Below are 25,924 nucleotides of genomic sequence, written 5' to 3' on the forward strand. Positions count from 1 at the left end.
GTCTATGCCAGCCCTTTACTCACAATTACGCTCTGTTTACTGAGTGTTGCTTCATCCCGCCGTTCTGGGGCCGTGCCCCACGGCCGCGACCGCTCGCACCGAGCGGGGCCACACGTCACGCGACCGCGCAGACCCGAAGGAGACGGGAGACCATGTCAGCCTGCGTTCCCGCCGGCACCACCGACTCGACGCACACCGACTCGGCGCACACCGAGCGCGCCCATCCGCCGCACAGCCCGCCACCGCCCGGCCGTCCCCGCCGCTTCCGCATCGCGGGCGCCGACCTCTCGGCCGCGATCGCGGTGTTCCTCATCGCGCTCCCCCTGTCCCTCGGCATCGCCCTCGCCACCGGCGCACCGCTCCAGGCCGGCCTGGTCGCCGCGGCCGTGGGCGGACTCGTCGCCGGACGGCTCGGCGGCTCACCGCTCCAGGTGAGCGGACCGGCGGCGGGCCTCACCGTCGTCACCGCCGACCTCATCCAGCACTACGGATGGCGCACCACCTGCGCCGTCACCGTCCTCGCCGGCCTCGCCCAGCTCGGGCTCGGCTGTCTGCGGGTGGCTCGCGGCGCCCTCGCCGTGAGCCCCGCGATCGTGCACGGCATGCTCGCCGGTATCGGCGTCACCATCGCCGTCGCCCAGGTGCACATCGTGCTCGGGGGCGAGCCGCAGAGCTCCGTGCCCGACAACCTCCGCGCGCTCCCCGCCCAGTTGGCGCACCTGGATCCCGCGGCCCTGGCCGTGAGCGTGCTGGCCCTGACCGTCCTGCTGCTGTGGCCCCGGCTGCCGGGCCGGGCCGGGCGCCTGCTGCGCAAGGTGCCCGCCGCGCTCGTCGCCGTCGCCGCCGCCACCGCGGTCGCCGCGGCGGCCGGTCTGGTCCTGCCCCTGGTGGACCTGCCGTCGTGGCGCAGCCACGCCCTGGCCGGGCTGCCCGAGGGCCCGGTGCTCGGCCTCGTCGCGGCCGTGCTGACCACGACACTGGTGTGCAGCGTGCAGTCACTGCTCGGCGCGGTGGCCGTGGACAAGCTGGCGGCCGCCCGGCCCGCCTCCCGGGACGTCGTCCGCTCCAACCTGGACCGGGAACTGCTGGGGCAAGGCGCGGCCAACGTCGTCTCCGGCTCCCTCGGCGGCCTGCCCGTCGCCGGAGTCGCGGTCCGCAGCACCGCGAACGTCCACGCGGGCGCCGTCAGCCGGAACTCCACGATGGCGCACGGCGTCCTGGTGGTGGCGGCCGCGCTGCTCCTGGTCCCGCTGCTGGAGCTCATCCCGCTCGCCGCGCTCGCCGCCCTGGTCATGGCCGTCGGCATCCAGATGGTGTCCCTGCACCACATCCGCACGGTGACCCGCCACCGTGAGGTCATGGTCTACGCCGTGACCACCCTCGGCGTGGTGTCCTTCGGTGTGCTGGAGGGCGTGGCGCTCGGCATCGGCGTGGCCGTCGGGGTGGCCCTGCACCGGCTCACCCGGACCCGGATCACGCACCGGGAGGCGAACGGGACGCATCACGTCCACGTCCGCGGGCAGTTGACGTTCCTCGCGGTGCCACGGCTCAGCCGGGCGCTGCATCTCGTGCCGCAAGGCGCCGACGTGGTCGTGTCGTTGGACGGTTCCTTCATGGACCACGCGGCGTACGAGACGCTGCAGGACTGGCAGAACACGCACACCGCGCGGGGCGGCACCGTGGAGATCACCGGCCGGCGCGCCGGGGTACGGATCGCCGAGCCCGCGGTCCTCACCTCCGGGCCCGCGGCCGGGACGGACGCGGAAGCCGACGGCACCGGCGACTGCCGCTGCCGCCCCTGGACGGCCTGGCGCAACCACCAGTGCGACCACCCGTCCTCCGGCCCGCCGGACACCGCGCCCCCGCCGGGTACGACGACGCCGAGCGGCCCCGCGAAGGCATGGACCCACCCCGCGACGGCCGGACCGGCACCGGCCGCCCCCGACGGGACCGGTACGCACACCCCCGCCCGGGCGGGCGACACGGGCGGCAGTCAACTGGTGCGCGGACTCAGCACGTTCCAGCGCAGGACGGCGCCCCTGGTCCGGGGGGAGCTGGCACGGCTCGCGCGCGAAGGACAGCAGCCCTCCCAGCTGTTCCTCACCTGTGCCGACTCCCGCGTGGTCACGTCGATGATCACGTCCAGCGGCCCGGGCGACCTGTTCGTGGTGCGCAACGTCGGCAATCTCGTGCCGCCGCCCGGCACGGAGAGCGGCGACGACTCGGTGGCGGCCGCGATCGAGTACGCCGTCGAGGTACTCGCGGTGCGCTCGATCACCGTGTGCGGCCACTCGGGGTGCGGCGCCATGCAGGCGCTGCTCGACTCCCGGCCCGCCGGCTCCGTCACCACGCCGCTGAGACGCTGGCTGCGGCACGGCGGGCCGAGCGTGGAGCGCCTGCGCGACGCCGGGGCGCCCGCGCCGCGGCTGACCGGGCGGGCCCCCGCCGACGACGTCGAGCGGCTCTGCCTGGCCAACGTGGTCCAGCAGCTGGAGCATCTGCGCGCCCATGACTCGGTGGCCCGCGCGCTGCGGGACGGGGCGCTGGAACTGCACGGGCTGTACTTCCATGTGGGTGAGGCCCAGGCGTATCTCCTCACCGAGCAGGGTGAGGACCGGGTGTTCGACCGGGTGCGGGACGTGGACCTGGCGGTGTGAGAGACGGCCGGATGTGAGAGGCGTTACACCTCTTGAACCGGCTTGCTCCCCGCCCCGTGGGAAGGGTTGTCGGGCGCCCGCACAGGGCCCCGACAGGTCTAAACCAATTTCCCGTCGACCCTTGTCATCGCACCCCCGGGTCTGATGAGCTGTGGCCTGGGACACAACGGACACCCTGGGAAAGGCAGATGCCGTGAGCAATGAAAGCCTGGCCAACCTTCTGAAGGAGGAGCGACGCTTCGCGCCCCCCGCCGACCTGGCCGCGAACGCCAACGTCACCGCGGAGGCGTATGAACAGGCCAAGGCTGACCGGCTCGGCTTCTGGGCCGAGCAGGCCCGTCGGCTGACCTGGGCCAAGGAGCCGACCGAGACCCTCGACTGGTCGAACCCGCCGTTCGCCAAGTGGTTCCAGGACGGCGAGCTCAACGTCGCCTACAACTGCGTCGACCGGCACGTGGAGGCCGGCCACGGGGACAGGGTCGCGATCCACTTCGAGGGTGAGCCGGGCGACAGCCGCGCCATCACCTACGCCGAGCTCAAGGACGAGATCTCCAAGGCGGCCAACGCCCTGCTGGAGCTCGGGGTCCGCAAGGGCGACCGGGTCGCCGTCTACATGCCGATGATCCCCGAGACCGCCGTGGCGATGCTGGCCTGCGCCCGCATCGGCGCCGCGCACTCCGTGGTCTTCGGCGGCTTCTCGGCCGACGCGCTCGCCACCCGTATCCAGGACGCCGACGCGCGCGTGGTCATCACCGCCGACGGCGGCTACCGGCGCGGCAAGCCGTCCGCACTGAAGCCGGCCGTGGACGAGGCCGTCGGCCGGGTGGAGAGCGTCGAGCACGTCCTGGTCGTCCGCCGCACCGGCCAGGACGTCGCCTGGACCGAGGGCCGCGACGTGTGGTGGCACGACGTGGTCGACCGGCAGAGCAGCGAGCACACCCCGGAGGCGTTCGGGGCCGAGCACCCGCTGTTCATCCTCTACACCTCGGGCACCACGGGTAAGCCGAAGGGCATCCTGCACACCTCCGGCGGCTACCTGACCCAGACGTCGTACACGCACTGGGCCGTGTTCGACCTCAAGCCGGAGACCGACGTCTACTGGTGCACCGCCGACGTCGGCTGGGTCACCGGGCACTCGTACATCGTCTACGGCCCCCTCGCCAACGGCGCCACCCAGGTCATGTACGAGGGCACCCCGGACACGCCGCACCAGGGCCGCTTCTGGGAGATCGTGCAGAAGTACGGGGTGACGATCCTCTACACGGCGCCCACCGCGATCCGGACGTTCATGAAGTGGGGCGACGACATCCCCGCGAAGTTCGACCTGTCGTCGCTGCGGGTGCTCGGTTCCGTCGGTGAGCCGATCAACCCCGAGGCCTGGATCTGGTACCGCAAGAACATCGGCGCGGACCGCACCCCGGTCGTCGACACCTGGTGGCAGACGGAGACCGGCGGCATCATGATCTCCCCGCTGCCGGGCGTGACCGAGGCCAAGCCGGGCTCCGCCCAGACGCCGCTGCCCGGCATCTCCGCCACCGTGGTGGACGACGAGGCGCGCGAGGTGCCCGACGGCGGCGGTGGCTACCTGGTCCTCACCGAGCCGTGGCCGTCGATGCTGCGCACCATCTGGGGCGACGACCAGCGGTTCATCGACACCTACTGGTCGCGCTTCGAGGGCAAGTACTTCGCCGGTGACGGCGCCAAGAAGGACGACGACGGCGACATCTGGCTGCTCGGCCGGGTCGACGACGTGATGCTGGTGTCCGGCCACAACATCTCCACCACGGAGGTCGAGTCCGCGCTGGTCTCCCACCCGTCGGTCGCCGAGGCGGCCGTGGTGGGCGCCGCCGACGAGACGACCGGCCAGGCGATCGTCGCCTTCGTGATCCTGCGGGGCACGGCGGCGGAGAGCGAGGACCTGGTCGGCGAGCTCCGCAACCACGTGGGCGCCACGCTGGGCCCGATCGCCAAGCCCAAGCGGATCCTGCCGGTGGCCGAGCTGCCGAAGACCCGCTCGGGCAAGATCATGCGCCGCCTGCTGCGGGACGTGGCGGAGAACCGCCAGCTCGGGGACGTCACCACGCTGACGGACTCCACGGTCATGGACCTCATCCAGACCAAGCTGCCGGCTGCGCCGAGCGAGGACTAGAACGGCGGACCTGTCACGGGTGGGGTATGCCCACACGGTGCCCCCGGGCCGGGTCGCTCGCGACTCGCGCGGGGACTCCGTCCGGCACCCCACCCGTCGGCGGGCCTCGCCGTCACGGTGGCCGGGCAGCCGGGCACGCCTGGCCACTCCGTGACCCGGCCCTGCCCGTTCGCCCACGCCCATGGCGTGCTCTCCCGCTCAAGGCGGCGAGTGCGCCCACCCGCTCCTCAGGTGTCCCGGCGCTCGTCGGCGTTGCGGCGCAAGGTCGTCTTGCGTCGGGGCCGACGGATCAGGTCGTCGTCGTGCGGTTCACGAGGCACGTAGAAGAAACCCTCCTTCGTGTCGGGGTCGTAGTGGACGACAGCGTTCTCCTCCGCCAGCGTTCGTCGCCAGGACTCCAGCCGCTTGGCCGAGTTCTCGTCCAGGTCCATGCCCGCGCGGTACCGGCCCTCCACGCGCAACATCGCCAGCGGGTACTGGTGACGGTGCTCGGCTTTCACAGCCCACGGGATCAGGTCGTCATCTCGGGCGATACGCCTGCGCAGGCCCTTGCGGTGCCGGAAGTTCCCCCACATCGACGAGACGGTGTCGATTCCGTACTTCCTCCGGTACTCCTCGATCATCTGCTGGTAGGTCCACCCCTCCTCGAACCAGCGGACGACCTCGCCCTCATCCACGATCTTGCGCTTCGGCACGGCCTCTCCTACTCGCGTCGCACGGTTTTCCCGCACCCCCCGCAACGTTTTCGATCACGGTATCGGGCACGCTCACCGGATCTTCACACCGGTAACCTGAGGACGTACTCAACCGGCAAGGGCAGGTGTGAAGATGCAGGTCACCGCGTGTGACGTGGATCGGCGGAGGCCCGCCGTCACCTACACGATCGCGTCGGCCGACGGCAGGACCGTCGAGACAGACCTGTGCGCCGTGTGCGCCCGCCCTGTGGAGAAACTGCTCGCCGGCATCGGAAGGCCTGATACCACCGGGCCGGCAGACGGGGAGACGACCGGAAGAACGGCCGCGGCCCCTGCCGTGGTCGGGTCCGGACGTGTCACACGCGGACGGCGGCGCCTGCGCGTAACCACCCTGGAAGAGATCGAGGCCAAGAAGAAGGCCCTGGCCTGCGGAGAGGACTGAGGGCACCGCGACTGCGTATGTCTCACCCACTGGCACCCGTCCTGTGAGGCAAGCCACGTCACAGCGCTCCTCGACGCATGTGTCGCAGCCGGGCAGCAGCAGCCCGCCTGGCGCATCACCGCAGGTCAGCACCGTTCGTCCCGCCCGATTCACCGCGACGACCCCGGGGGCCTCCCGCGTCGGGCCCAGAGGTGTTGCTGGTGCGGCCTCGGGGCACGTTAGCTACGCTAAAGAACACAACACGCTGTCTCATGGGGCGCCGGGAAGTCTGGTCGGCACGCGATTCGTGCTGCCCGCCGACCGAAGGACCACACCGTGAGCGCCCCCCGCACCCCCACCCCCCGCAAGGCTTTCGGACGCCTCTCCCTGCCCGAACGCAACTACGTCGCGGAGGCGCTGCGCACCGAGACCGTCGGCGGTGTGCTGCTGCTGCTCGCCGCCGTCGCCGCGCTGGTCTGGGCGAACATACCCGCGCTGCACGACAGCTACGAGAGCGTCAGTGACTTCCACATCGGTCCCGGGGCCGTCGGGCTGAACCTGTCCGTGGCGCACTGGGCGGCCGACGGTCTGCTCGCGGTCTTCTTCTTCGTCGCCGGTATCGAGCTCAAGCGTGAGCTCGTCGCCGGTGACCTGCGCGATCCCAAGGCCGCCGCACTCCCGGTCGTCGCCGCCCTGTGCGGCATGATCGCGCCCGCGCTGGTCTACACGATCACCGCCGGCGTGGGCGGTGGCTCCCTCGCCGGCTGGGCCGTGCCCACCGCCACCGACATCGCGTTCGCCCTGGCCGTCCTCGCCGTCATCGGCACCTCCCTGCCCAGCGCGCTGCGCGCCTTCCTGCTCACCCTCGCCGTCGTGGACGACCTGTTCGCGATCCTGATCATCGCCGTCTTCTTCACCGAGCAGCTGAACTTCGCGGCGCTGGGCGGCGCGGTGGTGGGCCTGTTCGTCTTCTGGCTGCTGCTGCGCAAGGGCGTGCGCGGCTGGTACGTGTACGTGCCGCTGGCGCTGGTGATCTGGGGGCTGATGTACAACAGCGGCATCCACGCCACCATCGCCGGCGTCGCGATGGGCCTCATGCTGCGCTGCCACCGCCGCGAGGGTGAGGAGCAGTCCCCCGGCGAGCACATCGAGCACCTGGTCCGGCCGCTGTCGGCGGGTCTCGCGGTCCCGCTGTTCGCCCTGTTCAGCGCCGGAGTCGCGATCTCCGGGGACGCGCTCGCGAAGGTGTTCACCCAGCCCGAGACGCTGGGCGTGGTCCTCGGTCTGGTCCTCGGCAAGACGCTCGGCATCTTCGGCGGCACCTGGCTGACGTCCCGCTTCACGCGCGCCTCGCTCAGCGACGACCTGGCCTGGCCGGACGTGTTCGCCGTGGCGACGCTCGCCGGTATCGGCTTCACCGTGTCGCTGCTCATCGGGGAGCTCGCCTTCGAGGACGACGCGACGATGACGGACAGCGTGAAGGCCGCCGTCCTCGCCGGTTCGCTGATCGCGACCGCCTTGGCCACCGTCCTGCTGAAGATCCGCAACGCCAAGTACCGCAAGCTGGCCGAGGAGGAGGAGCGGGACGAGGACCTCAGCGGCGTGCCGGACGTCTACGAGCAGGACGACCCGGAGTACCACCTGCGCATGGCCGAGCTCCTGGAGAAGAAGGCCGCGGAGCACCGCCGACTCGCCCGGGAGAAGGCCGCCGAACGGGACGCGCTTGCCGAAGTGCCGGGCGGGGCAGGCGATCGGCACGACGGTCCGGCATGATCTGACGAGACGGTACAAAAGACGGGACCGTCCCGCGCAGGCACGACGGACGTACGCGACGCGTACGCAGAAGAGGGAGACCGCGATGAGCGCACCCGACGGCAGCCCGGTCGGCGCCGAACGCAGCATCGGCCAGCTGTTCGCCTCGGCGACGGCGGAGATGTCGGCCCTGGTGCACGACGAGATCGCGTTGGCGAAGGCTCAGCTCAGGCAGGACGTGAAGCGGGGCGCGACCAGCGGTGGCGCGTTCATGGCGGCGGGCGTGCTGCTGCTGTTCTCCCTGCCGATGCTGAACTTCGCGCTGGCGTACGGCATCCGCACCTGGAGCGGCTGGAACCTCGGGTGGTGCTTCCTGCTGTCCTTCGCGGCGAACTGCATCGTCGCCGGCCTCCTCGCGCTGATCGGCGTCACCTTCGCCAAGAAGGCCAAGAAGGGGCGTGGTCCGCAGAAGGTCGCCGCCTCGATGAAGGAGACGGCCGGCGTCCTGCAGAAGGCCAAGCCGCACCCGCGTCCGGCGCTCCCCGAGCACCGTGGCCCCGAGGCCATCGAGGCTGTGGCACGCTCGTCCTCATGACGGACCCCGCCACTCCTTCGGCGCAACCAGCCTCGGTCGTACGCCTGGACATCCCGGGCGGCCCGGGACTCATCCACCGGGACGTCGCCGCCAACGGCGCCCGTTTCCACATCGCGGAGCTCGGCGACGGCCCGCTGGTGCTGCTGCTGCACGGCTTCCCCCAGTTCTGGTGGACGTGGCGGCACCAGCTGACGGCGCTCGCCGACGCCGGTTTCCGGGCCGTCGCCATGGACCTGCGGGGTGTCGGCGGCAGCGACCGCACCCCGCGCGGCTACGACCCGGCGAACCTCGCGCTGGACATCACCGGTGTGATCCGCTCCCTGGGCGAGCCGGACGCGGCGCTGGTCGGCCACGACCTGGGCGGCTACCTGGCCTGGACGGCCGCGGCCATGCGCCCCAAGCTCGTACGGCGGCTGGCGGTGTCCTCGATGCCGCATCCGAGGCGCTGGCGCTCCTCGATGCTCGCCGACGCCCGGCAGACGGCCGCCCAGTCGCACATCTGGGGGTTCCAGCGGCCGTGGGTCCCGGAGCGCCGGCTCACCGCGGACGACGGGGCTCTGGTGGCACAACTCATCCAGGACTGGTCCGGGCCGCAGCCGCCCGACGAGAAGGCCCTGGAGATCTACCGGCGGGCCATGTGCATCCCGTCCACCGCGCACTGCTCGATCGAGCCGTACCGCTGGATGGTGCGGTCTCTGGCGCGCCCCGACGGCATCCAGTTCAACCGCAGGATGAAGCGCCCGGTGCGGGTGCCGACCCTGCATCTGCACGGCTCACTGGACCCCGTGGTGCGCACGCGCAGCGCGGCGGGCTCGGGCGCGTACGTCGAAGCGCCGTACCGGTGGCGCCTGTTCGACGGGCTGGGGCACTTCCCGCACGAGGAGGACCCGGTCACCTTCTCGACGGAACTGATCAACTGGCTGAAGGATCCCGAGCCGGATCGGTGACCGTACGGACGCGCTCGGTACCCGTCACACCCCCGCGGCCTGAACGCTTGTCCTACGAACGCCAATTGCCTGGCGCATAGGCCAATTGGCCGCCCCTCAGGCGGTTATGGACCTTGGGGCGGGGGCACACGTCGGGGTATGGGCTGGACGCACGACTACAGTGACGCAAGCCGCAATCGCCGCTCGGCGAGCGGTATGGGTTCCCACCAGCGAGGCGGTGCACCACAGATGGCAGCTACGGACCTCAGGGTCGGAATCCCGCGCATCCTCCGCCGCCGTGCGCGCTGGGTCTCGGTCCGGCTGCGTCACCCGCGCGGCTGACGGTCCGTCTGCCCCTCTCGTCCGGGCCGCCGGTCCGGCAGCACCCGCTCAGAGCGCGCACTTGTCGCTGTCCACCTGCTGGGTGGCGGTTCGGCCCTCGGCGATGTCCTCGCGGATCTCGTCGACGGTGAGCGCGTAACCCGTCTCGGCGTCGTCCAGCGACTTCGCGAAGACCACGCCGTAGACCTCGCCCTCCGGGGTGAGGAGCGGGCCGCCGGAGTTGCCCTGACGGACCGTCGCGTACAGCGAGTACACGTCGCGGCGCACGGTGCCGCGGTGGTAGATGTCGGGGCCGTTGGCCGTGATGCGGCCCCGCAGCCGCGCCGCGCGGACGTCGTACGCGCCGTTCTCCGGGAAGCCGGCGACGATGGCGCTGTCCCCGCTGCCCGCGTCCTCCGTGGCGAAGCGCAGCGCGGGTGCGTCCAGGTCGGGTACGTCGAGCACGGCGATGTCGCGCTCCCAGTCGTACAGGACGACCGTCGCGTCGTACTTCCTGCCCTCGCCGCCTATCTGCACGACCGGCTCGTCGACGCCGCCCACCACATGGGCGTTGGTCATGACGCGCCGGTCGTCGAAGACGAAGCCGGTGCCCTCCAGGACCTTGCCGCAGCTCGTCGCGGTACCCGTCACCTTGACGATGGAACGCTGCGCGCGGAGCGCCACGGGGCTGCCCGCGAGCGCCGGGTCCGGCGGGCGGACGTCGGTGATCGGCTCGTTGGCGAACGGGCTGAAGACCTGCGGGAAGCCGTTCTGCGCGAGGACGGAGGAGAAGTCGGCGAACCAGATGTCGGCCTTGTCCGGCAGCGCCCGGGAGACCCCGAGCAGCACCTTGGAGCCGCGCACCTCCTTGCCGAGCGTCGGCAGCGTCGTCCCCGCCAGGGCGGAACCGATCAGCCAGGCGACCAGGAGCATGGCGACGACGTTGACCAGGGCGCCGCCGGTGGCGTCCAGCGCCCGGGCCGGTGACCAGGTGATGTGGCGGCGCAGCTTGTTGCCGAGGTGCGTGGTCAGGGCCTGGCCGACGGAGGCGCAGACTATGACGATCACGACCGCTACGACGGCGGCGGCGGTGCTCACCTCGGAGTTCTCCGTCATCACGTCCCAGATGACGGGCAGTGCGTAGACGGCGACCAGTCCGCCGCCGAGGAAGCCGACCACCGACAGGATGCCGACGACGAAGCCCTGGCGGTAGCCGACCACGGCGAACCACACGGCGGCCACCAGCAACAGGATGTCCAGCACGTTCACCGATTCAAGCCTCGCCTTGTCCTACGCAGCACGGCGACCACCCTGTCACGCCCGCCAGTCCAGCGGGACCTGCTTGTCCCGATCCCAGGGACGCTCCCAGCCCGCGAAGTGCAGCAACCGGTCGATGACACCCGCGGTGAACCCCCATACGAGGGCCGATTCGACCAGGAACGCCGGCCCGTGGAAGCCGCTGGGGTGGATCGCGGTCACCCGGTTGTCCGGGTGGGTGAGATCGGCCACGGGCACGGTGAAGACCCGCGCCGTCTCGTTCGGGTCGACGACACCGACCGGGCTGGGCTCGCGCCACCAGCCGAGCACGGGGGTGACGACGAAACCGCTGACGGGGATGTACAGCTTCGGCAGCACGCCGAAGAGCTGCACGCCGGACGGGTCGAGCCCGGTCTCCTCCTCGGCCTCGCGCAGCGCCGCGCGCAGCGGTCCGTCGCCCTGCGGATCGCCGTCCTCCGGGTCGAGGGCACCGCCGGGGAACGACGGCTGGCCGGCGTGCGAGCGCAGCGAGGTCGCCCGCTCCATGAGCAGCAGCTGGGGGCCACGCTCGTCCTCGCCGAAGAGGATGAGGACGGCGGACTGCCGCCCCGAGCCGTCCCCCGGCGGCAGGAAGCGGCTGAGCTGCTTCGGCGCGATCGTCTCGGTCACGCCGACGACCGGGTCCAGCCACGCGGGCAGCCCGTCCCTGCTGAGGGTCACCGGACCCCCCTGCGTCCCGCTCGCGCGCGTCATACCCACCCCCGTCGTCCTGCCCCGTCCCACGGGTCCAACGCCCGGCGGCCCCGGGATCGTTCCGCGGTCCGCGCGGGTGCCCGCCGTGCCGTCATCCGGCCCCCAGCGGCGGGGCGGGCCGGCCGCCGGCGTCCAGATACGCCTGCGGGGGCTTCAGGCGCTGGCCCGGCTGACCTGCCTTCTCGTACTTCAGCAGCTTCCGCGCCTTCTCCGGGTCCGTCTCGCCCTCGCCGTACGCCGGGCAGAGCGGGGCGATCGGGCAGGCACCGCAGGCCGGCTTGCGGGCGTGGCAGATGCGGCGGCCGTGCCAGATGACGTGGTGGGACAGGTCGGTCCAGTCGCTCTTGGGGAACAGCGCGCCGACCGCCGCCTCGATCTTGTCGGGGTCGGTCTCCTCGGTCCAGCGCCAGCGGCGCACCAGGCGCTGGAAGTGGGTGTCGACGGTGATTCCGGGGCGCCCGAAGGCGTTGCCGAGCACGACGAACGCGGTCTTGCGGCCCACGCCGGGCAGCTTGACCAGGTCCTCGAGGCGGCCCGGCACCTCACCGCCGAACTGCTCCACGAGCGCCTTGGACAGCCCGATGACCGACTTGGTCTTGGCGCGGAAGAAGCCGGTGGGGCGGAGGATCTCCTCCACCTCCTCCGGGTTGGCGGCGGCCAGGTCCTCGGGGGTGGGGTACTTCGCGAACAGTCCGGGCGTCGTCTGGTTGACGCGCAGGTCGGTCGTCTGGGCCGACAGCACGGTCGCGACGACGAGTTGGAAGGGGTTCTCGAAGTCCAGCTCGGGGTGGGCGTACGGGTAGACCTCGGCGAGCTCGCGGTCGATCCGGCGCGCCCGCCGCACCAGCGCGGTGCGGGATTCGCCCCGCGGGTGCGGGTCGACGGTCCTGGCGGGCGCGGCCGACACCGCGGCGGTGGCCTTCTTGGGCGCGACAACCTGCTTCTTGGGAGCGGGCGCCTTCTTGAGAGGAGCAGCCTTCTTGGCGGAGGACGCCTTCTTGGCCGCGGGCGCCTTCCCGGCAACGGGGGTCGCCTTCTTGGCAGAGGGCGCCTTCTTGGCGGGCGCGGCCTTCTTGTCGCCGGGTTCCTGCGTTGCGGGGGACGCCTTCTTGGCAGCCGCCCTCTTGGCGGGAGCCTTCTTGGCGGCGGCCTTCTTGGCGGCGGCCTTCTTGGCCGCACCGGTCGCTCCCGTGCGGCCCCGGCCGGACGTCCTCACGTCGTCCGGCGTCGCGGCTCCCCGCGACGCCGACCGCTTCGCCGCTTTCGTCGTTTCCCTACCGCCATCGGAGCCCTGTTCGCCCACAGCGGAATCACGACCTGAACTCACCCGCGCAGCCCCCTCGGCCTGTGCTCTCACCGGCGATTTGGACACCCGGCCAGCCTACGACCCGACACGGACATCCGCCCCGGACCGCGAAGATCGGCGTCCAATTGGACCCCTGCCGCTTACCCCGGCCGACCCGTGCGGCATCCTTGTGACAGATCACACTGTTTGGACCGTCCGGCAAAATGGGAACCACGGTCCCCTGGCACGTTGGGGAACAAGATCCCCTGAGCAGGTCGACAAGGAGAGTACTCGTGGACGACGTTCTGCGGCGGAACCCGCTTTTCGCGGCGCTCGATGACGAGCAGGCCGCGGAGCTTCGCGCCTCCATGAGTGAGGTGACCCTGGCACGGGGCGACTCACTTTTCCACGAGGGCGACCCCGGCGACCGCCTGTACGTGGTCACCGAGGGCAAGGTGAAGCTGCACCGCACCTCCCCCGACGGCCGCGAGAACATGCTCGCCGTGGTCGGCCCGGGCGAGCTGATCGGTGAGCTGTCCCTGTTCGACCCGGGCCCGCGCACCGCGACCGCCACGGCCCTCACCGAGGTGAAGCTGCTGGGCCTGGGCCACGGCGACCTGACGCCCTGGCTGAGCGCCCGCCCCGAGGTGGCCACGGCGCTGCTGCGGGCCGTCGCCCGCCGCCTGCGCAAGACCAACGACGCCATGTCCGACCTGGTCTTCTCCGACGTTCCGGGCCGTGTCGCGCGCGCCCTGCTCGACCTGTCCCGCCGCTTCGGCGTGCAGTCCGAGGAAGGCATCCACGTGGTGCACGACCTCACGCAGGAGGAGCTGGCCCAGCTGGTCGGCGCGTCCCGCGAGACGGTCAACAAGGCCCTGGCGGACTTCGCCCAGCGCGGCTGGCTCCGCCTGGAGGCCCGCGCGGTGATCCTCCTCGACGTGGAACGCCTCGCCAAGCGCTCCCGCTGACGCCTCAGCCCGGAACCACCCAGAACCACCCCTGCGCCCCCCGCGGCCCCCGGCCTGTGGGGGGCGCAGGGGTGTCCGGGGTAAGGCCGCCGATGTGTCCGGGGTCAGGCCACGGATATGTCCGGGGCACGGCACGGAAGACGGACCCCGTCAGAGGATGCCGTGCTCCTTCAGATACTCCAGCTGCGCGCGCACGGAGAGCTCCGCGGCCGGCCACAGGGAGCGGTCGACGTCGGCGTAGACGTGGGCGACGACCTCGGACGGGGTGCGGTGGCCGTCCTCGACGGCCGTCTCCACCTGGGCGAGCCGGTGGGCGCGATGAGCGAGGTAGTACTCCACGGCACCCTGCGCGTCCTCCAGCACCGGCCCGTGCCCGGGCAGCACCGTGTGGACGCCGTCGTCGACCGTGAGCGACCTGAGCCGGCGCAGGGTGTCCAGGTAGTCGCCGAGGCGGCCGTCGGGATGGGCCACGACGGTCGTGCCGCGCCCCAGCACGGTGTCGCCGGTGAGGACCGCCCGGTCCGCCGGCAGGTGGAAGCACAGGGAGTCCGCCGTGTGCCCCGGGGCCGGGACGACCCGCAGCTCCAGGCCGCCGACGGTGACGACGTCCCCGGCGGCCAGCCCCTCGTCGCCGAGCCGCAGCGCCGGGTCCAGGGCGCGGACCTTCGTGCCGGTCAGCTCGGCGAACCTGGCGGCGCCCTCGGCGTGGTCGGGGTGACCGTGCGTCAGGAGGGTGAGGGCGACCCGTTTGCCCGCCTGCTCGGCGGTGCCGATGACGTGCCGCAGGTGCCCGTCGTCCAGCGGTCCCGGGTCGACGACGACGGCGAGGTCGGAGTCCGGCTCGGAGAGGATCCAGGTGTTGGTGCCGTCCAGCGTCATCGCCGAGGGGTTCGGGGCGAGCACGTTGACGGCCCGCGCGGTCGCGGGACCGGAGAGGACCCCGCCGCGCGGCTGGCCGGGAAGGGCGGTGGCGTCCGTCATGCGGGGGCTCCCCCGGTCGGGATGTGCTTGGTGAACTCGTCGTGCCCCGGCCAGGAAAGGACGATCTCGCCGTCCACCAGGCGCGCGGAGGCCAGCACCGGCGTGAGGTCCCGCTCGGGCGCTGCGTCGAGCGCCTCCGCCGGCGTGTCGTACGCCGTGAGCTGGCGCAGGGTCGCGATCGTCGGGGGCATCATCAGCAGTTCACCCCGGTCGTACGCGGCCGCCGCCTCGCGCGGGGTGATCCACACCGTGCGGTCGGCCTCCGTGGAGGCGTTGCGGGTGCGCTGGCCCTCGGGGAGCGCGGCGACGAAGAACCAGGTGTCGTAGCGGCGGGGCTCGAACTCGGGGGTGATCCAGCGGGTCCAGGCGCCGAGCAGGTCCGAGCGCAGCACCAGCCCGCGCCGGTCGAGGAACTCCGCGAAGGACAGCTCGCGCGCGACGAGCGCGGCGCGGTCCGCCTCCCAGTCCGCGCCGGTGGTGTCGCCGACCACGGAGTCCGGGGCGGGGCCGGCCAGCAGCACGCCGGCCTCCTCGTACGTCTCCCGCACGGCCGCGCAGACGATCGCCTGGGCGCCGGCGCGGTCCACGCCGAGCCGGTCCGCCCACCAGTCGAGCGAGGGGCCGGCCCAGCGGACGTGCCGGTCGTCGTCGCGCGGGTCGACACCGCCGCCGGGGTAGGCGTACGCGCCGCCCGCGAACGCCATGGACGTACGGCGGCGCAGCATGTGCACGGCGGGTCCGCCGGCGGTGTCCTTGAGGAGCATGACGGTGGCCGCCCGCTTCGGCGTGACGGGAGTCAGCTCACCGCTCGCGAGCGCCCTGATCCGCTCGGGCCACTCCGGGGGGTACCACTGCCCGCCAGCCTGCGCATTCGCCATGGCCGGAGGCTATCCCGAGACGCCCGGATGTTCGAGTGCCCCTCGGGGCGGGCGGGGAGCACGGGCGCGGGGGCGGCCGTCGTCACCCGCCCGGAGCAGCGGGGCCGGACGGCCGTCGCCCCGGCCTGGCGAGGGGGCCACGGCCGGGGCGAGGGTGCGTACCGAAGGAAACGCGCGCGGGGCGCTCCGGAGGGTTACGCCTCCGTGAGCTCCATCTGCATCTCGACCTCGACCGGGGCGTCCAGCGGCAGGACCGCGACGCCCACCGCGCTGCGGGCGTGGACGCCCTTGTCGCCGAGCACCTCGCCCAGGAGTTCGCTCGCGCCGTTCACCACGCCGGGCTGGCCGGTGAAGTCCGCGGCGGAGGCGACGAAGCCGACGACCTTCACCACGCGCGCCACGCGGTCCAGGTCACCGACGACGGACTTGACCGCGGCGAGCGCGTTCAGCGCGCAGGTGCGGGCCAGGTCCTTGGCCTCCTCGGGGGTGACCTCCGCACCGACCTTGCCGGTCGTCGGAAGCTTGCCGTCCACCATCGGCAGCTGGCCGGACGTGAACACGTAGCGGCCCGAGATGACGGCCGGCTGGTACGAGGCGAGCGGCGGGACGACCTCCGGCAGGCTCAGGCCCAGCTCGGCCAGCCGGGCCTCGACGACGCCGCTCATGCCTGCTTCTCGCGCTTCAGGTAGGCCACCAGCTGCTCGGGGTTGTTCGGCCCGGGCACGACCTGGACGAGCTCCCAGCCGTCCTCGCCCCAGGTGTCCAGAATCTGCTTCGTTGCGTGGACGAGCAGCGGCACAGTCGCGTATTCCCATGAACGACGGTACGGTTCCGCCATGACAACTCCAAAGGTGGTAACGGGGATGAACCTTCACGTCGCAGGCTATACGCGGCAGTCATACGGGCGAGTCAACGGCAGTGAGACGTCACCAGCGAGCCAGCGCGCTGCGAATCACGCCAGGTTCGAACTGTTCGCCAAGGAGTCGGCGCACCAGGGGCGCGAGGCTGTGTGGTGCGGGCACTACGAAGACGTCGGTATCAGCGCCTACAGCGGAACCGAACGGCCAGACTTCGAACGGCTGTTGCGCGACTGCCGCATGGGGCGCGTGAACGTCATGATCGTTTACAACATCAGCCGGTTGTCTCGGCTCGAACCGCGCGACGCTATCCCGATCGTGAACGAACTGTTGTCGCTGGGCGTGACCATCGTGTCCACCACTGAGGGCATCTTCCGGCCGGGCGACACCATGGACCTGATCCATCTGATCTTCCGGCTGGACGCTGCGCACCAGGAATCGAAGACCAAGAGCACTGCCGTCCGTGACGCTGCTGCTCAGGCTCGCGCACTGGGCGGGTACGTCGGAGGCAAGGCGCCGTATGGCCGTCGCTTCCGGCAGGAAATCCGGACGAACGCAGAAGGCAAGCCAGTTGCCGTGCAGTTGCTGGACGTCGAACCAGCGCAGGCGGACGTCATCCGGCGCCTGCACAAGTTGATCAGCGAGGACAACCACACCATCGGCGCGCTGTGCACGATGCTGAACACCGAAGGCGTGGCCACGCAGGGCACGGCTCGCGGTAAGAAGTCAGCGGGCAGTTCCTGGTATCCGAAGACCCTCATCCGCATGCTGCGTCATCCGCACATCGCTGGGTTCGACGCTGACGCCATATACAGCGCAGAGGGCAGGGTGACCGGGCACCGGATCCGCCGTGACGCTGAGGGCCGGCCGCTGGCTGCCTGGGAACCGATCCTGCCGCCCGCCGACTGGTTCGCCCTGCAAGAGTGGCTGGACGCTCGCCCTGTGCGCGCCAACGCCCCTCGCAGCTCTGGCCTGCTGTCCAGTCAGGGGATCATGGGCTGCGCCTGCGGGTACACCATGAGCGCCAACAACAGCGAGCGACCCAGCTACTTTTGCAATCGGCCCGCTGGCAAGCCTCTGAGCGATACGCCGGGCGACCACCTAGGGCGCAGCTACATCAGCCGCAGGGCGCTGGACGACTACGTTGTGCGCAGCATCTTCGGACTGATCGCAACAGCGGAGTATGACGACGCATCGCGGGACGTCCTGGCACGTGTCGCTGCCCACTACGCAGAGGTCAACGAGACAGCGGAGACAGCGCAGGAACGGCGCACGCTGGTACAGGAACGGGCGGACGCCACGCGGGCACTGACGCAGCTCTATGACGATGCAGACCTGTACCGGGGCGACGCTATCGGACGGCAGCGCTGGGCCAACGACGTGCGGACGCAGCAAGCCAGGGTCGCAGCCGCTGATGCGCGACTGGAAGACATGGGCCGTGAGGGGACGCTGACGCTGCCGATTCATGAGTGGTCAGCAAGTGATGACCCTGACTGGAACGGGGATCCGCTAGGGCCTGGCACCTGGTGGGCGGGCGCCTCGCTGGACGAACGGCGCAGTTTCGTAGCGCTGTTCGTGAAGCGGATCACTGTACGCAAGGCACTTCCCAGCGAAAAGAGCCGGGGTGCGAAAGCAGCGGCTGTCATCGAACCGCGCGTGACCATCGAATGGGTTTAACGCCGTAGGCAATTGGCACAGGGCCGGACAGATCTTGGCGGACTCGCCGGCCGTGTGTCCCAAACAAGGGAAACACCATTATGACTGACGCCGAGCGCGACCAGTACCGTGCACAGATGGAAGCGGACGAAGCGGCGAGGCTACGCGAGACAGGCTTGCGCCAAATGCTTCCGGGTCAAGCCGCTGGGGGCATTCGGGAAGCATCGCAAGGCGCCAGATGGGCGGCAGCCGTATTGCGCCGTGTGTGACCGTGCGACGCAGACAGCGCGCGTTAGTGATCCGGCTGTGCGTGCAACGAAGAATGCCCAGAAACGTGAGCGCCTGACGAATGCCCCGGAATGGCGCGCCCAGCGAAATGGTCAGGATCGTAGCTGCAGAGCAGAATACGCGCGCCGGCCGATAGACCTGGGTGACTCGCACCTTCCGAAGAAATGCACGACTCCTGCCGCTGGTGGCTGTGGACGCCTGCTGACGCGGTATGAGTTCAGTCGGGACCGCTCGCGCGCTGATTTCCGGGAACAGCGGTGCCGAAACTGCAAGGCGCGCAGAAATGCCGAACGTCGTGCGCTGAAGGTGAGCGCCCAGATCGAACCCTTCAGCGCTGCCGATCAGGTCGCGCACTGGCTCGCCGCAAGCTTCCTGATGACGTCCGATGACCGGTTCCTGTGCGTCTACTGCGGCAGCGCGCCGGCCGAAACATGCCGACCACGCTCACCCGCTGGCAAAGGGCGGGTAACACAGCGTGTGGAATCTGGTTCCTGCCTGTGCGCCCTCTTTCGAAGAACGACAGCGAATTGCTCGGTTGGGTTGCTGGTCGCTCCCCCGGCATTGCCCGCTGGCTGCACGCACAGGGCGCCCTGTAAGCGCCTCGCAGACATGAGAACGGCCCGCTCTGCCCTCCGTGAGCATTCCAGGGGGCGTAGCGGGCCGTTCTGTGCTTTGTGGGCTGTGTCTAGCGGCGGGATGCTCCCCACCTGATCAGTGCCCCGCAGGCGAACCAGGCGAGCGCAGTCAGCGCGATGGTCGTGACGACAGTGCTCATCGCCGGCCACCTTCCTGGCTGTGCTTCAGCGACTCGCCCAGTGCTCGCGCAGCGTCTCCCCAGACTGGTTCGCGCACGCTGTCACCCTCGCCGCGAAGCATCTGCCACATGGCTGCGGCTGCCCCGGCTCGCTGACCAGTACGCAGCACCCCGAGCACTTCGCCCAGCGCTGCTGCCAGAGGCTCTGTGAAGGCACCCAGCTCAGCGTCAGTCGCTGCCCCTCAGTGGCCCTGGCCGGCTGCTGGGGGGCCTTCTGTTGCGCAGCCCACCCACAGTCATCCGCAGTTATTCACGGATGCGCACATGTCCACGGTTGCCCACGCTGGTCACATGGTCGAACTGGACAGGACGCGCCCGCTCTGGCGGCAGATTGCGGCGGAGATCATTCGGCGCATCAGCGACGGCGCGTATCCGCCTGGCAGTCGTGTCCCGTCCACGTTGGAGATTGCGCAGGAATGCGGCGTGGTCAACGCAACGGCAGCGAAAGCCATGGCACACCTGCGGGCCGAAGGATGGACGCGCGGCGAAGTTGGCCTGGGAACGTTCGTCAGCGAGCGGCTGCCGGACCACTGAGGGCGCTGCCGCACTCGACTGGACGAACCTCCGCGCCGATGGAGCGGCACACGAGGCCGGGAACATCCCCCGGAGCCGCCACTGCGCGCGGCAAGCATTTAGGCTCGAAGGCGTGAGCAGGCTCCAGGTCGTGAGTGGTAAGGGCGGAACCGGCAAGACCACGGTGGCCGCCGCTCTGGCGCTGGCCCTGGCCGAGGAGGGGAAGCGGACGCTTCTCGTCGAGGTCGAGGGCCGGCAGGGCATCGCGCAGCTCTTCGAGACGCAGGCGCTGCCGTACGAGGAGCGGAAGATCGCCGTCGCTCCCGGGGGCGGGGAGGTGTACGCCCTCGCCATCGACGCCGAACTGGCCCTTCTGGACTACCTCCAGATGTTCTACAAACTCGGCAGCGCCGGCCGCGCCCTGAGGAAACTCGGCGCGATCGACTTCGCCACCACCATCGCGCCCGGCGTCCGGGACGTCCTGCTCACCGGCAAGGCGTGCGAGGCGGTGCGGCGCAAGGACCGCGGCGGCCGGTTCGTCTACGACTACGTCGTGATGGACGCCCCGCCGACCGGCCGCATCACCCGCTTCCTCAACGTCAACGACGAGGTGGCCGGACTCGCCAAGATCGGCCCGATACACAATCAGGCGCAGGCGGTCATGCGGGTGCTGAAGTCGCCGGAGACGGCTGTGCACCTGGTGACCCTGCTGGAGGAGATGCCGGTGCAGGAGACCGCGGACGGCATCGCGGAGCTGCGCGCGGCCCGGCTGCCGGTGGGGCGGGTCATCGTGAACATGGTGCGCCCGCAGGTGCTGGACGCGGACGCCCTGGAACTCGTCGGGTCCGTCCCCCGTTCCTCCGTCGCACGGTCGCTGTCGTCCGCCGGGCTGGGCGGCGCGCGGCGCGGCGGCCACGCCGAGCGGCTGGTGGAGCCGCTGCTCGGGCAGGCGGAGGAGTACGCCGAGCGGTACGCGCTGGAGACCGAGCAGCGGGCCGTGCTGGCGGGCCTGGGGGTGCCGTTGCACGAACTGCCCCTGCTGGCGGAGGGGATGGACCTGGCCGGGCTGTACGCGCTGGCGCGGAAGCTGCGCGGACAGGGCGTCTCGTGACCGGCCGCACGACCCGGACGGCCGTGACCGACCGCACGATGCGGACGCGGACGGCCGTGACCGGCCGCACGACGTGGACGCGGGCGCCCGTGACCGGTCGCCGTACGGCCCGGTCGCCGCTCGCCGAGCGTTCCTGTCGCACCCGCCCGCACCACCGCCACCGCCGTATCGGCCCCGTCACGAGTCGGAAGCACCGGAAGCAGGGGATGTCATGAGCCGTCGTCCGGAAGCGGCGCAGACGGACGACCCGGTCCGTCACCACCTCTCGCCCACCCTCTCCCTCGACATCGACCCGCTGATCGAGAACCCGGACACCCGGATCGTGGTGTGCTGCGGCTCGGGCGGCGTCGGCAAGACGACCACCGCCGCGGCCCTGGGGCTGCGCGCGGCCGAGCGGGGCCGCAAGGTGGTGGTCCTCACCATCGACCCCGCGCGCCGCCTCGCCCAGTCCATGGGCATCGACTCCCTCGACAACACCCCGCGCCGGGTGAAGGGCGTCGACGACTCCGCGGGCGGCGAGCTGCACGCGATGATGCTCGACATGAAGCGCACCTTCGACGAGATCGTCGAGGCGCACGCGGACCCGGAGCGGGCCGCCGCGATCCTGGGCAACCCCTTCTACCAGTCGCTCTCCGCGGGCTTCGCCGGCACGCAGGAGTACATGGCGATGGAGAAGCTGGGGCAGCTGCGGTCCCGGGACGAGTGGGACCTGATCGTGGTCGACACCCCGCCGTCCCGTTCCGCGCTGGACTTCCTGGACGCGCCCAAGCGGCTCGGTTCCTTCCTCGACGGCAAGCTGATCCGGGTGCTGCTGGCGCCGGCCAAGGTCGGCGGCCGTGCGGGGATGAAGTTCCTGAACGTGGGGATGTCGATGATGACCGGCGCGCTGGGCAAGGTGCTGGGCGGTCAGCTGCTGAAGGACGTACAGACCTTCGTCGCCGCGATGGACTCGATGTTCGGCGGGTTCCGTACCCGCGCGGACGCCACGTACAAGTTGCTCCAGGCGCCCGGGACGGCCTTCCTGGTGGTGGCGGCCCCGGAGCGGGACGCGCTGCGCGAGGCCGCGTACTTCGTGGAGCGGCTGGCCGCGGAGGACATGCCGCTGGCCGGTCTGGTGCTCAACCGGGTGCACGGCAGCGGCGCCGACCGGCTGTCGGCGGAGCGGGCGCTGGCCGCCGCGGAAAATCTTGAGGACTCCCGCATTGTGGATCAGGGGGACGGGAAAGCTGGACTTCGTAACTCTCCCGACACGTACGGCAGTTCAGAATCATCCGCGCGTAACGTCACCGACGGAGGCTCCCCCGCCACCGAGGACGGTACCGGCGCGGCTCCCGACCATCCGGCAGCGGACGGCGACGCGGACGCGGAGCGGTCCGTGGACCGTCTCACCGCGGGCCTGCTGAGGCTGCACGCCGAGCGCATGCAGCTGCTCTCGCGCGAGCAGCGCACGCGTGACCGCTTCACCGCGCTGCACCCCGAGGTGGCGGTGGCCGAGGTGGCCGCCCTGCCCGGCGACGTGCACGACCTCGCGGGGCTGCGGGACATCGGCGAGCGGCTCGCTGCCGGGCGACCGGAGCTGCCGGAAACGCCCTGATGTGACGCGAAGCGTCCTGTTACGCGGCACGACAGGAAGGGGCGTAGGCGCGGCACGCAGGCACCACGAGAAACGGCACGTCACACCTCGTACGGCGACGGACTCGGTGGCTCCGGGCCGGCCCCGTTCCGCACTCGCGCGCGAGAAGGCGCGGCAAAGGCGGGGCGCGCCCCGCCGGCGCGGGCAACCCGGCACTCCGAGACCCGCCCCCGAGGGACCGCGTGCACCCGGTCACGGAACCGGGCACGCGCCGTGGGCCCCCGAAAGCTCTCAGCTCACGGCGGCGTAGTCCTGGAAGACCTCGTCGTCGCTGAGCGGCACGACGCCCGTGCCGCGCTCGTACTCCGAGCGCGCGGTCTCCAGCAGCCGGCGCCAGGAGGTCACGGTCGGCCGCCGGCGCAGCAGCGCGCGGCGCTCACGCTCCGTCATGCCTCCCCACACGCCGAACTCGACGCGGTTGTCGAGCGCGTCGGCCAGGCACTCGGTACGCACCGGGCAGCCGGTGCACACCGCCTTCGCCCTGTTCTGCGCTGCTCCCTGAACGAACAGTTCATCCGGATCGGTAGTGCGGCAGGCAGCCTGCGCACTCCAGTCGGTAACCCAGCCCATACCGGCGCCGTCCTCTCCCGAATCGAGGCTCCCCCACGGCGGCAGCGGCATATTCACCGCCGCCAGTTGAGGACGTTACGGAAGGTGGACACAGCGCAACACCCCCAGCGGGCCCAATCTTGAATGGTCCGAACGGACTATGGGTAAGCGGCAGATCACCCGGGGGAGTGAGGGGGCGACATGCGGGACCAAAGGGGCATATAGGGGTAGTTCCGTCGCGTCACAACGGGCACCACATGACACATGAGGCGATCCGGACACGGTCTCCACGCTTCTCAACTGAACTCGTATGAAGAAAGTCGAGAAGATCCGGAACGATTCGGGGTCGCCGGACGTATTGATACGTGGCCTCACTGCTGTGACAGTTGAGTGCAGCTTAGGCCAAGGCATATACGCTTGTCCGGCGAATGAGAACGTAGGCTGCTCCCATGCCAAAGAAGCGCTCGGGCGGTGGTCTGTCCTCCACGCAGCAGGCCGCCAAGTTCCTCGGTGTCAGTGTCCTCGCGGGGGCCGTCATGGCCGGCATCGCACTGCCCGCCGTGGGCGCGCTGGGCCTCGCGGCGAAGGGTTCGGTCGAGAGCTTCGACGAGCTCCCGGCCAATCTGAAGACGCCGCCGCTGAGCCAGCGCACCACCATCCTCGACGCCGACGGCGGCCTCATCGCCACCGTCTACTCACGCGACCGCACGGTGGTCGACCTCAAGGACATCTCGCCGTACATGCAGAAGGCGATCGTGGCCATCGAGGACTCCCGCTTCTACGAGCACGGGGCGGTCGACCTGAAGGGCGTGCTGCGCGCGCTCAACAAGAACGCCCGCAGCGGTGAGGTCTCCGAGGGCGCCTCCACGCTCACCCAGCAGTACGTGAAGAACGTCTTCGTCGAGGAGGCGGGTGACGACCCGACGAAGGTCGCGCAGGCCACCCAGCAGACCATCGGCCGCAAGATCGCGGAGCTGAAGTACGCGATCCAGGTCGAGGAGGAACTGGGCAAGAAGAAGATCCTCGAGAACTACCTGAACATCACGTTCTTCGGCCAGCAGGCCTACGGCGTGGAGGCCGCCGCCCAGCGCTACTTCTCCAAGCCGGCCAAGGACCTCAACCTCCAGGAGGCGGCCCTCCTCGCCGGCATCGTCCAGTCGCCGAGCCGCTACGACCCGGTCAACGACGAGGCCGAGGCGAAGAAGCGGCGGAACACCGTCCTGCAGCGGATGGCCGAGGTCGGCGACATCTCGACCGAGGAGGCCGCCGAGGCGGCACGCGCCCCGCTGGGCCTCAAGGTCAGCAAGCCGAAGAACGGCTGCATCACCGCGGCCAACGGCGCGGGCTTCTTCTGCAAGTACGTGGAGAAGGTCTTCCTCAACGACCCGGTCTTCGGCAAGACCCGCGAGGAGCGGGCGAAGACCTGGAACCAGGGCGGCCTGACCATCCGTACGACGCTCGACCCGCAGGCGCAGGAGTCGGTGCAGGACGCGCTGAAGGACCACGTCTACCAGTCGGACAAGGTCGCCGCCGCCTCCACGCTGGTGGAGCCGGGCACCGGCAAGGTCGTCGCGATGGGCCAGTCCAAGCCGTACGGCTACGGCAAGGACGAGACGGAGATCAACTTCTCCGTGGACTCGGCCTGGGGCGGCTCCAACTTCGGTTTCCCGACCGGTTCGACGTTCAAGCCGTTCGTGGCCGCCGCCGCCCTGGAGGAGGGCCGGCCTCCGACGCAGACGTACTCCGCGCCGTACGAGATGCCGTACCCGGACACCGTGCGCGGCTGCGACAAGCCGTGGGTGAACGACGACAACTACAAGCTGGAGAACGAGAACGAGTCCGAGGTCGGGCCGTACCCGTTGGAAGAGGCGATGGCCAAGTCGGTCAACACCTACTTCGTGCAGATGATCGAGGACATCGGGATGTGCCCGGTGGTGACGATGACCGACAAACTCGGCGTGGTCCAGGGCAACGGGGACAAGATCCCCGAGGTGCCGTCCTCGATGACCCTCGGCTCCACCGGTCTCTCGCCCCTCACGATGGCGAGCGCCTACGCGGCCTTCGCCTCGCGGGGCATGTACTGCACGCCGGTCGCCATCGAGTCGATCACCCAGAAGAACGGCGACCAGTCGAAGTCACTGCCGGTCCCGAAGTCGACGTGCTCGCGGGCGATGAGCGAGCAGACCGCGGACACGGTGAACACCCTGCTCCAGGGCGTGGTCGACTCCGGTACGGGCCAGCAGGCAGGCCTCGGCGACGCACGCGACAACGCCGGTAAGACGGGTACGACGGACGAGCGCAGGAACGCCTGGTTCGTCGGCTACACGCCGAACATGTCGGGCGCCGTGTGGGTGGGCAGCGCCACCCAGAAGGTGAAGATGCGGGACATCACCATCGGCGGCCAGTACCACTCGCTGGTCTTCGGTGGCGCCGTCCCGGGCCCCATCTGGCGCGACGCCATGACGGGCGCCCTGGAGGGCAAGGAAGCACCGGAGTTCCACACGGTGCACATCCCGAAGCCGAACAAGCCCGGGAAGCCCGGCGGCGACGGCGACCGTGACGACGGCGGCAACGGCGACGAGGGCTTCATCGGCGGCCTGATCAACGGCGGCAACGGCAACGGAGGCGGCGACGGCGGAGGCGGAGGCGACGAGCCCAACCCGGGCATCTCCCTCCCCGAAGGCTTCATCCAGGGCCCGGGCAACGGGCCGGGCGGCCGCCGCTGAGCCCTGGCGGGCGGCAAGGACGAAGCGAACGGCGGGCGGCCCCTTCCCCGGGTGGGGAAGGGGCCGCCCGCCGTTACGGCTGTTCCGTCACGGAGACGACGTACCGTACGCAGCCGCCTCGCGCGGTGGACGGGATGCT

The 25,924-nt window shown here is 70.7% G+C and carries 22 protein-coding genes; 13 read left to right on the forward strand and 9 right to left on the reverse strand.

All coding sequences use genetic code 11. The features are described 5' to 3' along the window. Positions 1-152: 152 nt before the first annotated feature. Together ACIF8S_RS18780 and acs are read left to right on the forward strand one after the other, a co-directional pair. A complete protein-coding gene (locus tag ACIF8S_RS18780; protein ID WP_400000157.1) occupies positions 153-2,657 on the forward strand; it encodes a bifunctional SulP family inorganic anion transporter/carbonic anhydrase in 2,505 nt (834 codons plus the stop codon). 193 nt (positions 2,658-2,850) lie between these two features. Continuing rightward, complete coding sequence (gene acs, locus ACIF8S_RS18785; protein WP_400000158.1) at positions 2,851-4,806, forward strand: acetate--CoA ligase; 1,956 nt, start codon at positions 2,851-2,853, stop codon at positions 4,804-4,806. 227 nt (positions 4,807-5,033) lie between these two features. Here acs and ACIF8S_RS18790 read toward each other — a convergent pair whose 3' ends face one another. After that, positions 5,034-5,501: a hypothetical protein gene (locus ACIF8S_RS18790; protein WP_400000159.1), complete on the reverse strand. Its 468-nt coding sequence runs from the start codon at positions 5,499-5,501 to the stop codon at positions 5,034-5,036. A 133-nt stretch (positions 5,502-5,634) separates the two neighbouring features. Between ACIF8S_RS18790 and ACIF8S_RS18795 the strand changes: the two genes are divergently transcribed. The 5 genes from ACIF8S_RS18795 (at position 5,635) to ACIF8S_RS18815 (ending at position 9,537) form a co-directional block, all read left to right on the forward strand. Then, a complete protein-coding gene (locus ACIF8S_RS18795) occupies positions 5,635-5,943 on the forward strand; it encodes a hypothetical protein (RefSeq protein WP_400000160.1) in 309 nt (102 codons plus the stop codon). A gap of 315 nt (positions 5,944-6,258) precedes the next feature. Next, complete coding sequence (nhaA, locus tag ACIF8S_RS18800) at positions 6,259-7,695, forward strand: Na+/H+ antiporter NhaA (protein WP_400000161.1); 1,437 nt, start codon at positions 6,259-6,261, stop codon at positions 7,693-7,695. An 85-nt stretch (positions 7,696-7,780) separates the two neighbouring features. Beyond that, entirely contained in the window at positions 7,781-8,269 is a 489-nt protein-coding gene (locus ACIF8S_RS18805) for a phage holin family protein (RefSeq protein WP_349795205.1), read from the forward strand. Then, entirely contained in the window at positions 8,266-9,216 is a 951-nt protein-coding gene (locus ACIF8S_RS18810; protein WP_349795206.1) for an alpha/beta hydrolase, read from the forward strand. The genes ACIF8S_RS18805 and ACIF8S_RS18810 overlap by 4 nt, the downstream gene beginning before the upstream one ends. Before the next feature lie 138 nt (positions 9,217-9,354). Further along, positions 9,355-9,537, forward strand: coding sequence for a hypothetical protein (locus ACIF8S_RS18815; protein ID WP_078540982.1), 183 nt, complete (start codon positions 9,355-9,357; stop codon positions 9,535-9,537). 48 nt (positions 9,538-9,585) lie between these two features. Here the strand turns inward: ACIF8S_RS18815 and ACIF8S_RS18820 are convergent, their stop codons facing one another. From ACIF8S_RS18820 to nth, 3 genes are all read right to left on the reverse strand, one after another. Beyond that, on the reverse strand, positions 9,586-10,785 hold the full coding sequence (locus ACIF8S_RS18820) for a MarP family serine protease (RefSeq protein ID WP_400000162.1): 1,200 nt from the start codon (positions 10,783-10,785) through the stop codon (positions 9,586-9,588). A gap of 45 nt (positions 10,786-10,830) precedes the next feature. Further along, a complete protein-coding gene (locus tag ACIF8S_RS18825) occupies positions 10,831-11,526 on the reverse strand; it encodes a CoA pyrophosphatase (RefSeq protein WP_349795208.1) in 696 nt (231 codons plus the stop codon). A 91-nt stretch (positions 11,527-11,617) separates the two neighbouring features. Then, complete coding sequence (gene nth, locus ACIF8S_RS18830; protein WP_400000163.1) at positions 11,618-12,742, reverse strand: endonuclease III; 1,125 nt, start codon at positions 12,740-12,742, stop codon at positions 11,618-11,620. 362 nt (positions 12,743-13,104) lie between these two features. On the opposite strand from nth, the gene ACIF8S_RS18835 reads away from it, so the two are divergent. Beyond that, on the forward strand, positions 13,105-13,779 hold the full coding sequence (locus ACIF8S_RS18835; protein WP_006132548.1) for a Crp/Fnr family transcriptional regulator: 675 nt from the start codon (positions 13,105-13,107) through the stop codon (positions 13,777-13,779). Between the two features lie 150 nt (positions 13,780-13,929). Here ACIF8S_RS18835 and ACIF8S_RS18840 read toward each other — a convergent pair whose 3' ends face one another. The 4 genes from ACIF8S_RS18840 to ACIF8S_RS18855 form a co-directional block, all read right to left on the reverse strand. Then, positions 13,930-14,760, reverse strand: a complete 831-nt coding sequence (locus tag ACIF8S_RS18840) for an MBL fold metallo-hydrolase (protein ID WP_349795209.1) — start codon at positions 14,758-14,760, stop codon at positions 13,930-13,932. After that, positions 14,757-15,638 (reverse strand): NUDIX hydrolase, encoded by an 882-nt coding sequence (locus ACIF8S_RS18845; protein ID WP_400000164.1) that lies wholly within the window; start codon positions 15,636-15,638, stop codon positions 14,757-14,759. Before ACIF8S_RS18845 ends, ACIF8S_RS18840 begins: the two co-directional genes overlap by 4 nt. A gap of 194 nt (positions 15,639-15,832) precedes the next feature. Beyond that, positions 15,833-16,303: a RidA family protein gene (locus ACIF8S_RS18850; protein WP_400000165.1), complete on the reverse strand. Its 471-nt coding sequence runs from the start codon at positions 16,301-16,303 to the stop codon at positions 15,833-15,835. Then, positions 16,300-16,476, reverse strand: coding sequence for a DUF4177 domain-containing protein (locus ACIF8S_RS18855; protein WP_103543799.1), 177 nt, complete (start codon positions 16,474-16,476; stop codon positions 16,300-16,302). The genes ACIF8S_RS18850 and ACIF8S_RS18855 overlap by 4 nt, the downstream gene beginning before the upstream one ends. A gap of 25 nt (positions 16,477-16,501) precedes the next feature. On the opposite strand from ACIF8S_RS18855, the gene ACIF8S_RS18860 reads away from it, so the two are divergent. The 4 genes from ACIF8S_RS18860 (at position 16,502) to ACIF8S_RS18875 (ending at position 22,471) form a co-directional block, all read left to right on the forward strand. Beyond that, complete coding sequence (locus tag ACIF8S_RS18860; protein ID WP_400000166.1) at positions 16,502-18,172, forward strand: recombinase family protein; 1,671 nt, start codon at positions 16,502-16,504, stop codon at positions 18,170-18,172. A gap of 1,345 nt (positions 18,173-19,517) precedes the next feature. After that, positions 19,518-19,787: a GntR family transcriptional regulator gene (locus ACIF8S_RS18865; RefSeq protein ID WP_400000167.1), complete on the forward strand. Its 270-nt coding sequence runs from the start codon at positions 19,518-19,520 to the stop codon at positions 19,785-19,787. A 112-nt stretch (positions 19,788-19,899) separates the two neighbouring features. Beyond that, positions 19,900-20,877 carry an ArsA family ATPase gene (locus ACIF8S_RS18870; protein ID WP_400000168.1) on the forward strand — a complete coding sequence of 326 codons (978 nt, stop codon included), beginning with the start codon at positions 19,900-19,902 and terminating at the stop codon, positions 20,875-20,877. A gap of 211 nt (positions 20,878-21,088) precedes the next feature. Further along, on the forward strand, positions 21,089-22,471 hold the full coding sequence (locus ACIF8S_RS18875) for an ArsA family ATPase (RefSeq protein ID WP_400000169.1): 1,383 nt from the start codon (positions 21,089-21,091) through the stop codon (positions 22,469-22,471). Between the two features lie 270 nt (positions 22,472-22,741). Here ACIF8S_RS18875 and ACIF8S_RS18880 read toward each other — a convergent pair whose 3' ends face one another. Beyond that, positions 22,742-23,080 (reverse strand): WhiB family transcriptional regulator, encoded by a 339-nt coding sequence (locus ACIF8S_RS18880; protein ID WP_024885781.1) that lies wholly within the window; start codon positions 23,078-23,080, stop codon positions 22,742-22,744. Between the two features lie 428 nt (positions 23,081-23,508). Between ACIF8S_RS18880 and ACIF8S_RS18885 the strand changes: the two genes are divergently transcribed. Then, positions 23,509-25,785, forward strand: a complete 2,277-nt coding sequence (locus ACIF8S_RS18885; protein WP_400000170.1) for a transglycosylase domain-containing protein — start codon at positions 23,509-23,511, stop codon at positions 25,783-25,785. Positions 25,786-25,924 lie beyond the last annotated feature (139 nt).

The organism is Streptomyces sp. NPDC085937 (genome assembly GCF_044540535.1).
Lineage (GTDB): Bacteria > Actinomycetota > Actinomycetes > Streptomycetales > Streptomycetaceae > Streptomyces.

Bases quoted from the DNA above. Each gene is read 5' to 3' on its own strand.
- ACIF8S_RS18780 (WP_400000157.1), top strand. From the start codon at position 153: ATGTCAGCCTGCGTTCCCGCCGGCACCACCGACTCGACGCACACCGAC.
- ACIF8S_RS18795 (WP_400000160.1), top strand. From the start codon at position 5,635: ATGCAGGTCACCGCGTGTGACGTGGATCGGCGGAGGCCCGCCGTCACC.
- ACIF8S_RS18805 (WP_349795205.1), top strand. From the start codon at position 7,781: ATGAGCGCACCCGACGGCAGCCCGGTCGGCGCCGAACGCAGCATCGGC.
- ACIF8S_RS18810 (WP_349795206.1), top strand. From the start codon at position 8,266: ATGACGGACCCCGCCACTCCTTCGGCGCAACCAGCCTCGGTCGTACGC.
- ACIF8S_RS18815 (WP_078540982.1), top strand. From the start codon at position 9,355: ATGGGCTGGACGCACGACTACAGTGACGCAAGCCGCAATCGCCGCTCG.
- ACIF8S_RS18825 (WP_349795208.1), bottom strand. From the start codon at position 11,526: ATGACGCGCGCGAGCGGGACGCAGGGGGGTCCGGTGACCCTCAGCAGG.
- ACIF8S_RS18840 (WP_349795209.1), bottom strand. From the start codon at position 14,760: ATGACGGACGCCACCGCCCTTCCCGGCCAGCCGCGCGGCGGGGTCCTC.
- ACIF8S_RS18845 (WP_400000164.1), bottom strand. From the start codon at position 15,638: ATGGCGAATGCGCAGGCTGGCGGGCAGTGGTACCCCCCGGAGTGGCCC.
- ACIF8S_RS18850 (WP_400000165.1), bottom strand. From the start codon at position 16,303: ATGAGCGGCGTCGTCGAGGCCCGGCTGGCCGAGCTGGGCCTGAGCCTG.
- ACIF8S_RS18855 (WP_103543799.1), bottom strand. From the start codon at position 16,476: ATGGCGGAACCGTACCGTCGTTCATGGGAATACGCGACTGTGCCGCTG.
- ACIF8S_RS18860 (WP_400000166.1), top strand. From the start codon at position 16,502: ATGAACCTTCACGTCGCAGGCTATACGCGGCAGTCATACGGGCGAGTC.
- ACIF8S_RS18865 (WP_400000167.1), top strand. From the start codon at position 19,518: ATGTCCACGGTTGCCCACGCTGGTCACATGGTCGAACTGGACAGGACG.
- ACIF8S_RS18875 (WP_400000169.1), top strand. From the start codon at position 21,089: ATGAGCCGTCGTCCGGAAGCGGCGCAGACGGACGACCCGGTCCGTCAC.
- ACIF8S_RS18880 (WP_024885781.1), bottom strand. From the start codon at position 23,080: ATGGGCTGGGTTACCGACTGGAGTGCGCAGGCTGCCTGCCGCACTACC.
- ACIF8S_RS18885 (WP_400000170.1), top strand. From the start codon at position 23,509: ATGCCAAAGAAGCGCTCGGGCGGTGGTCTGTCCTCCACGCAGCAGGCC.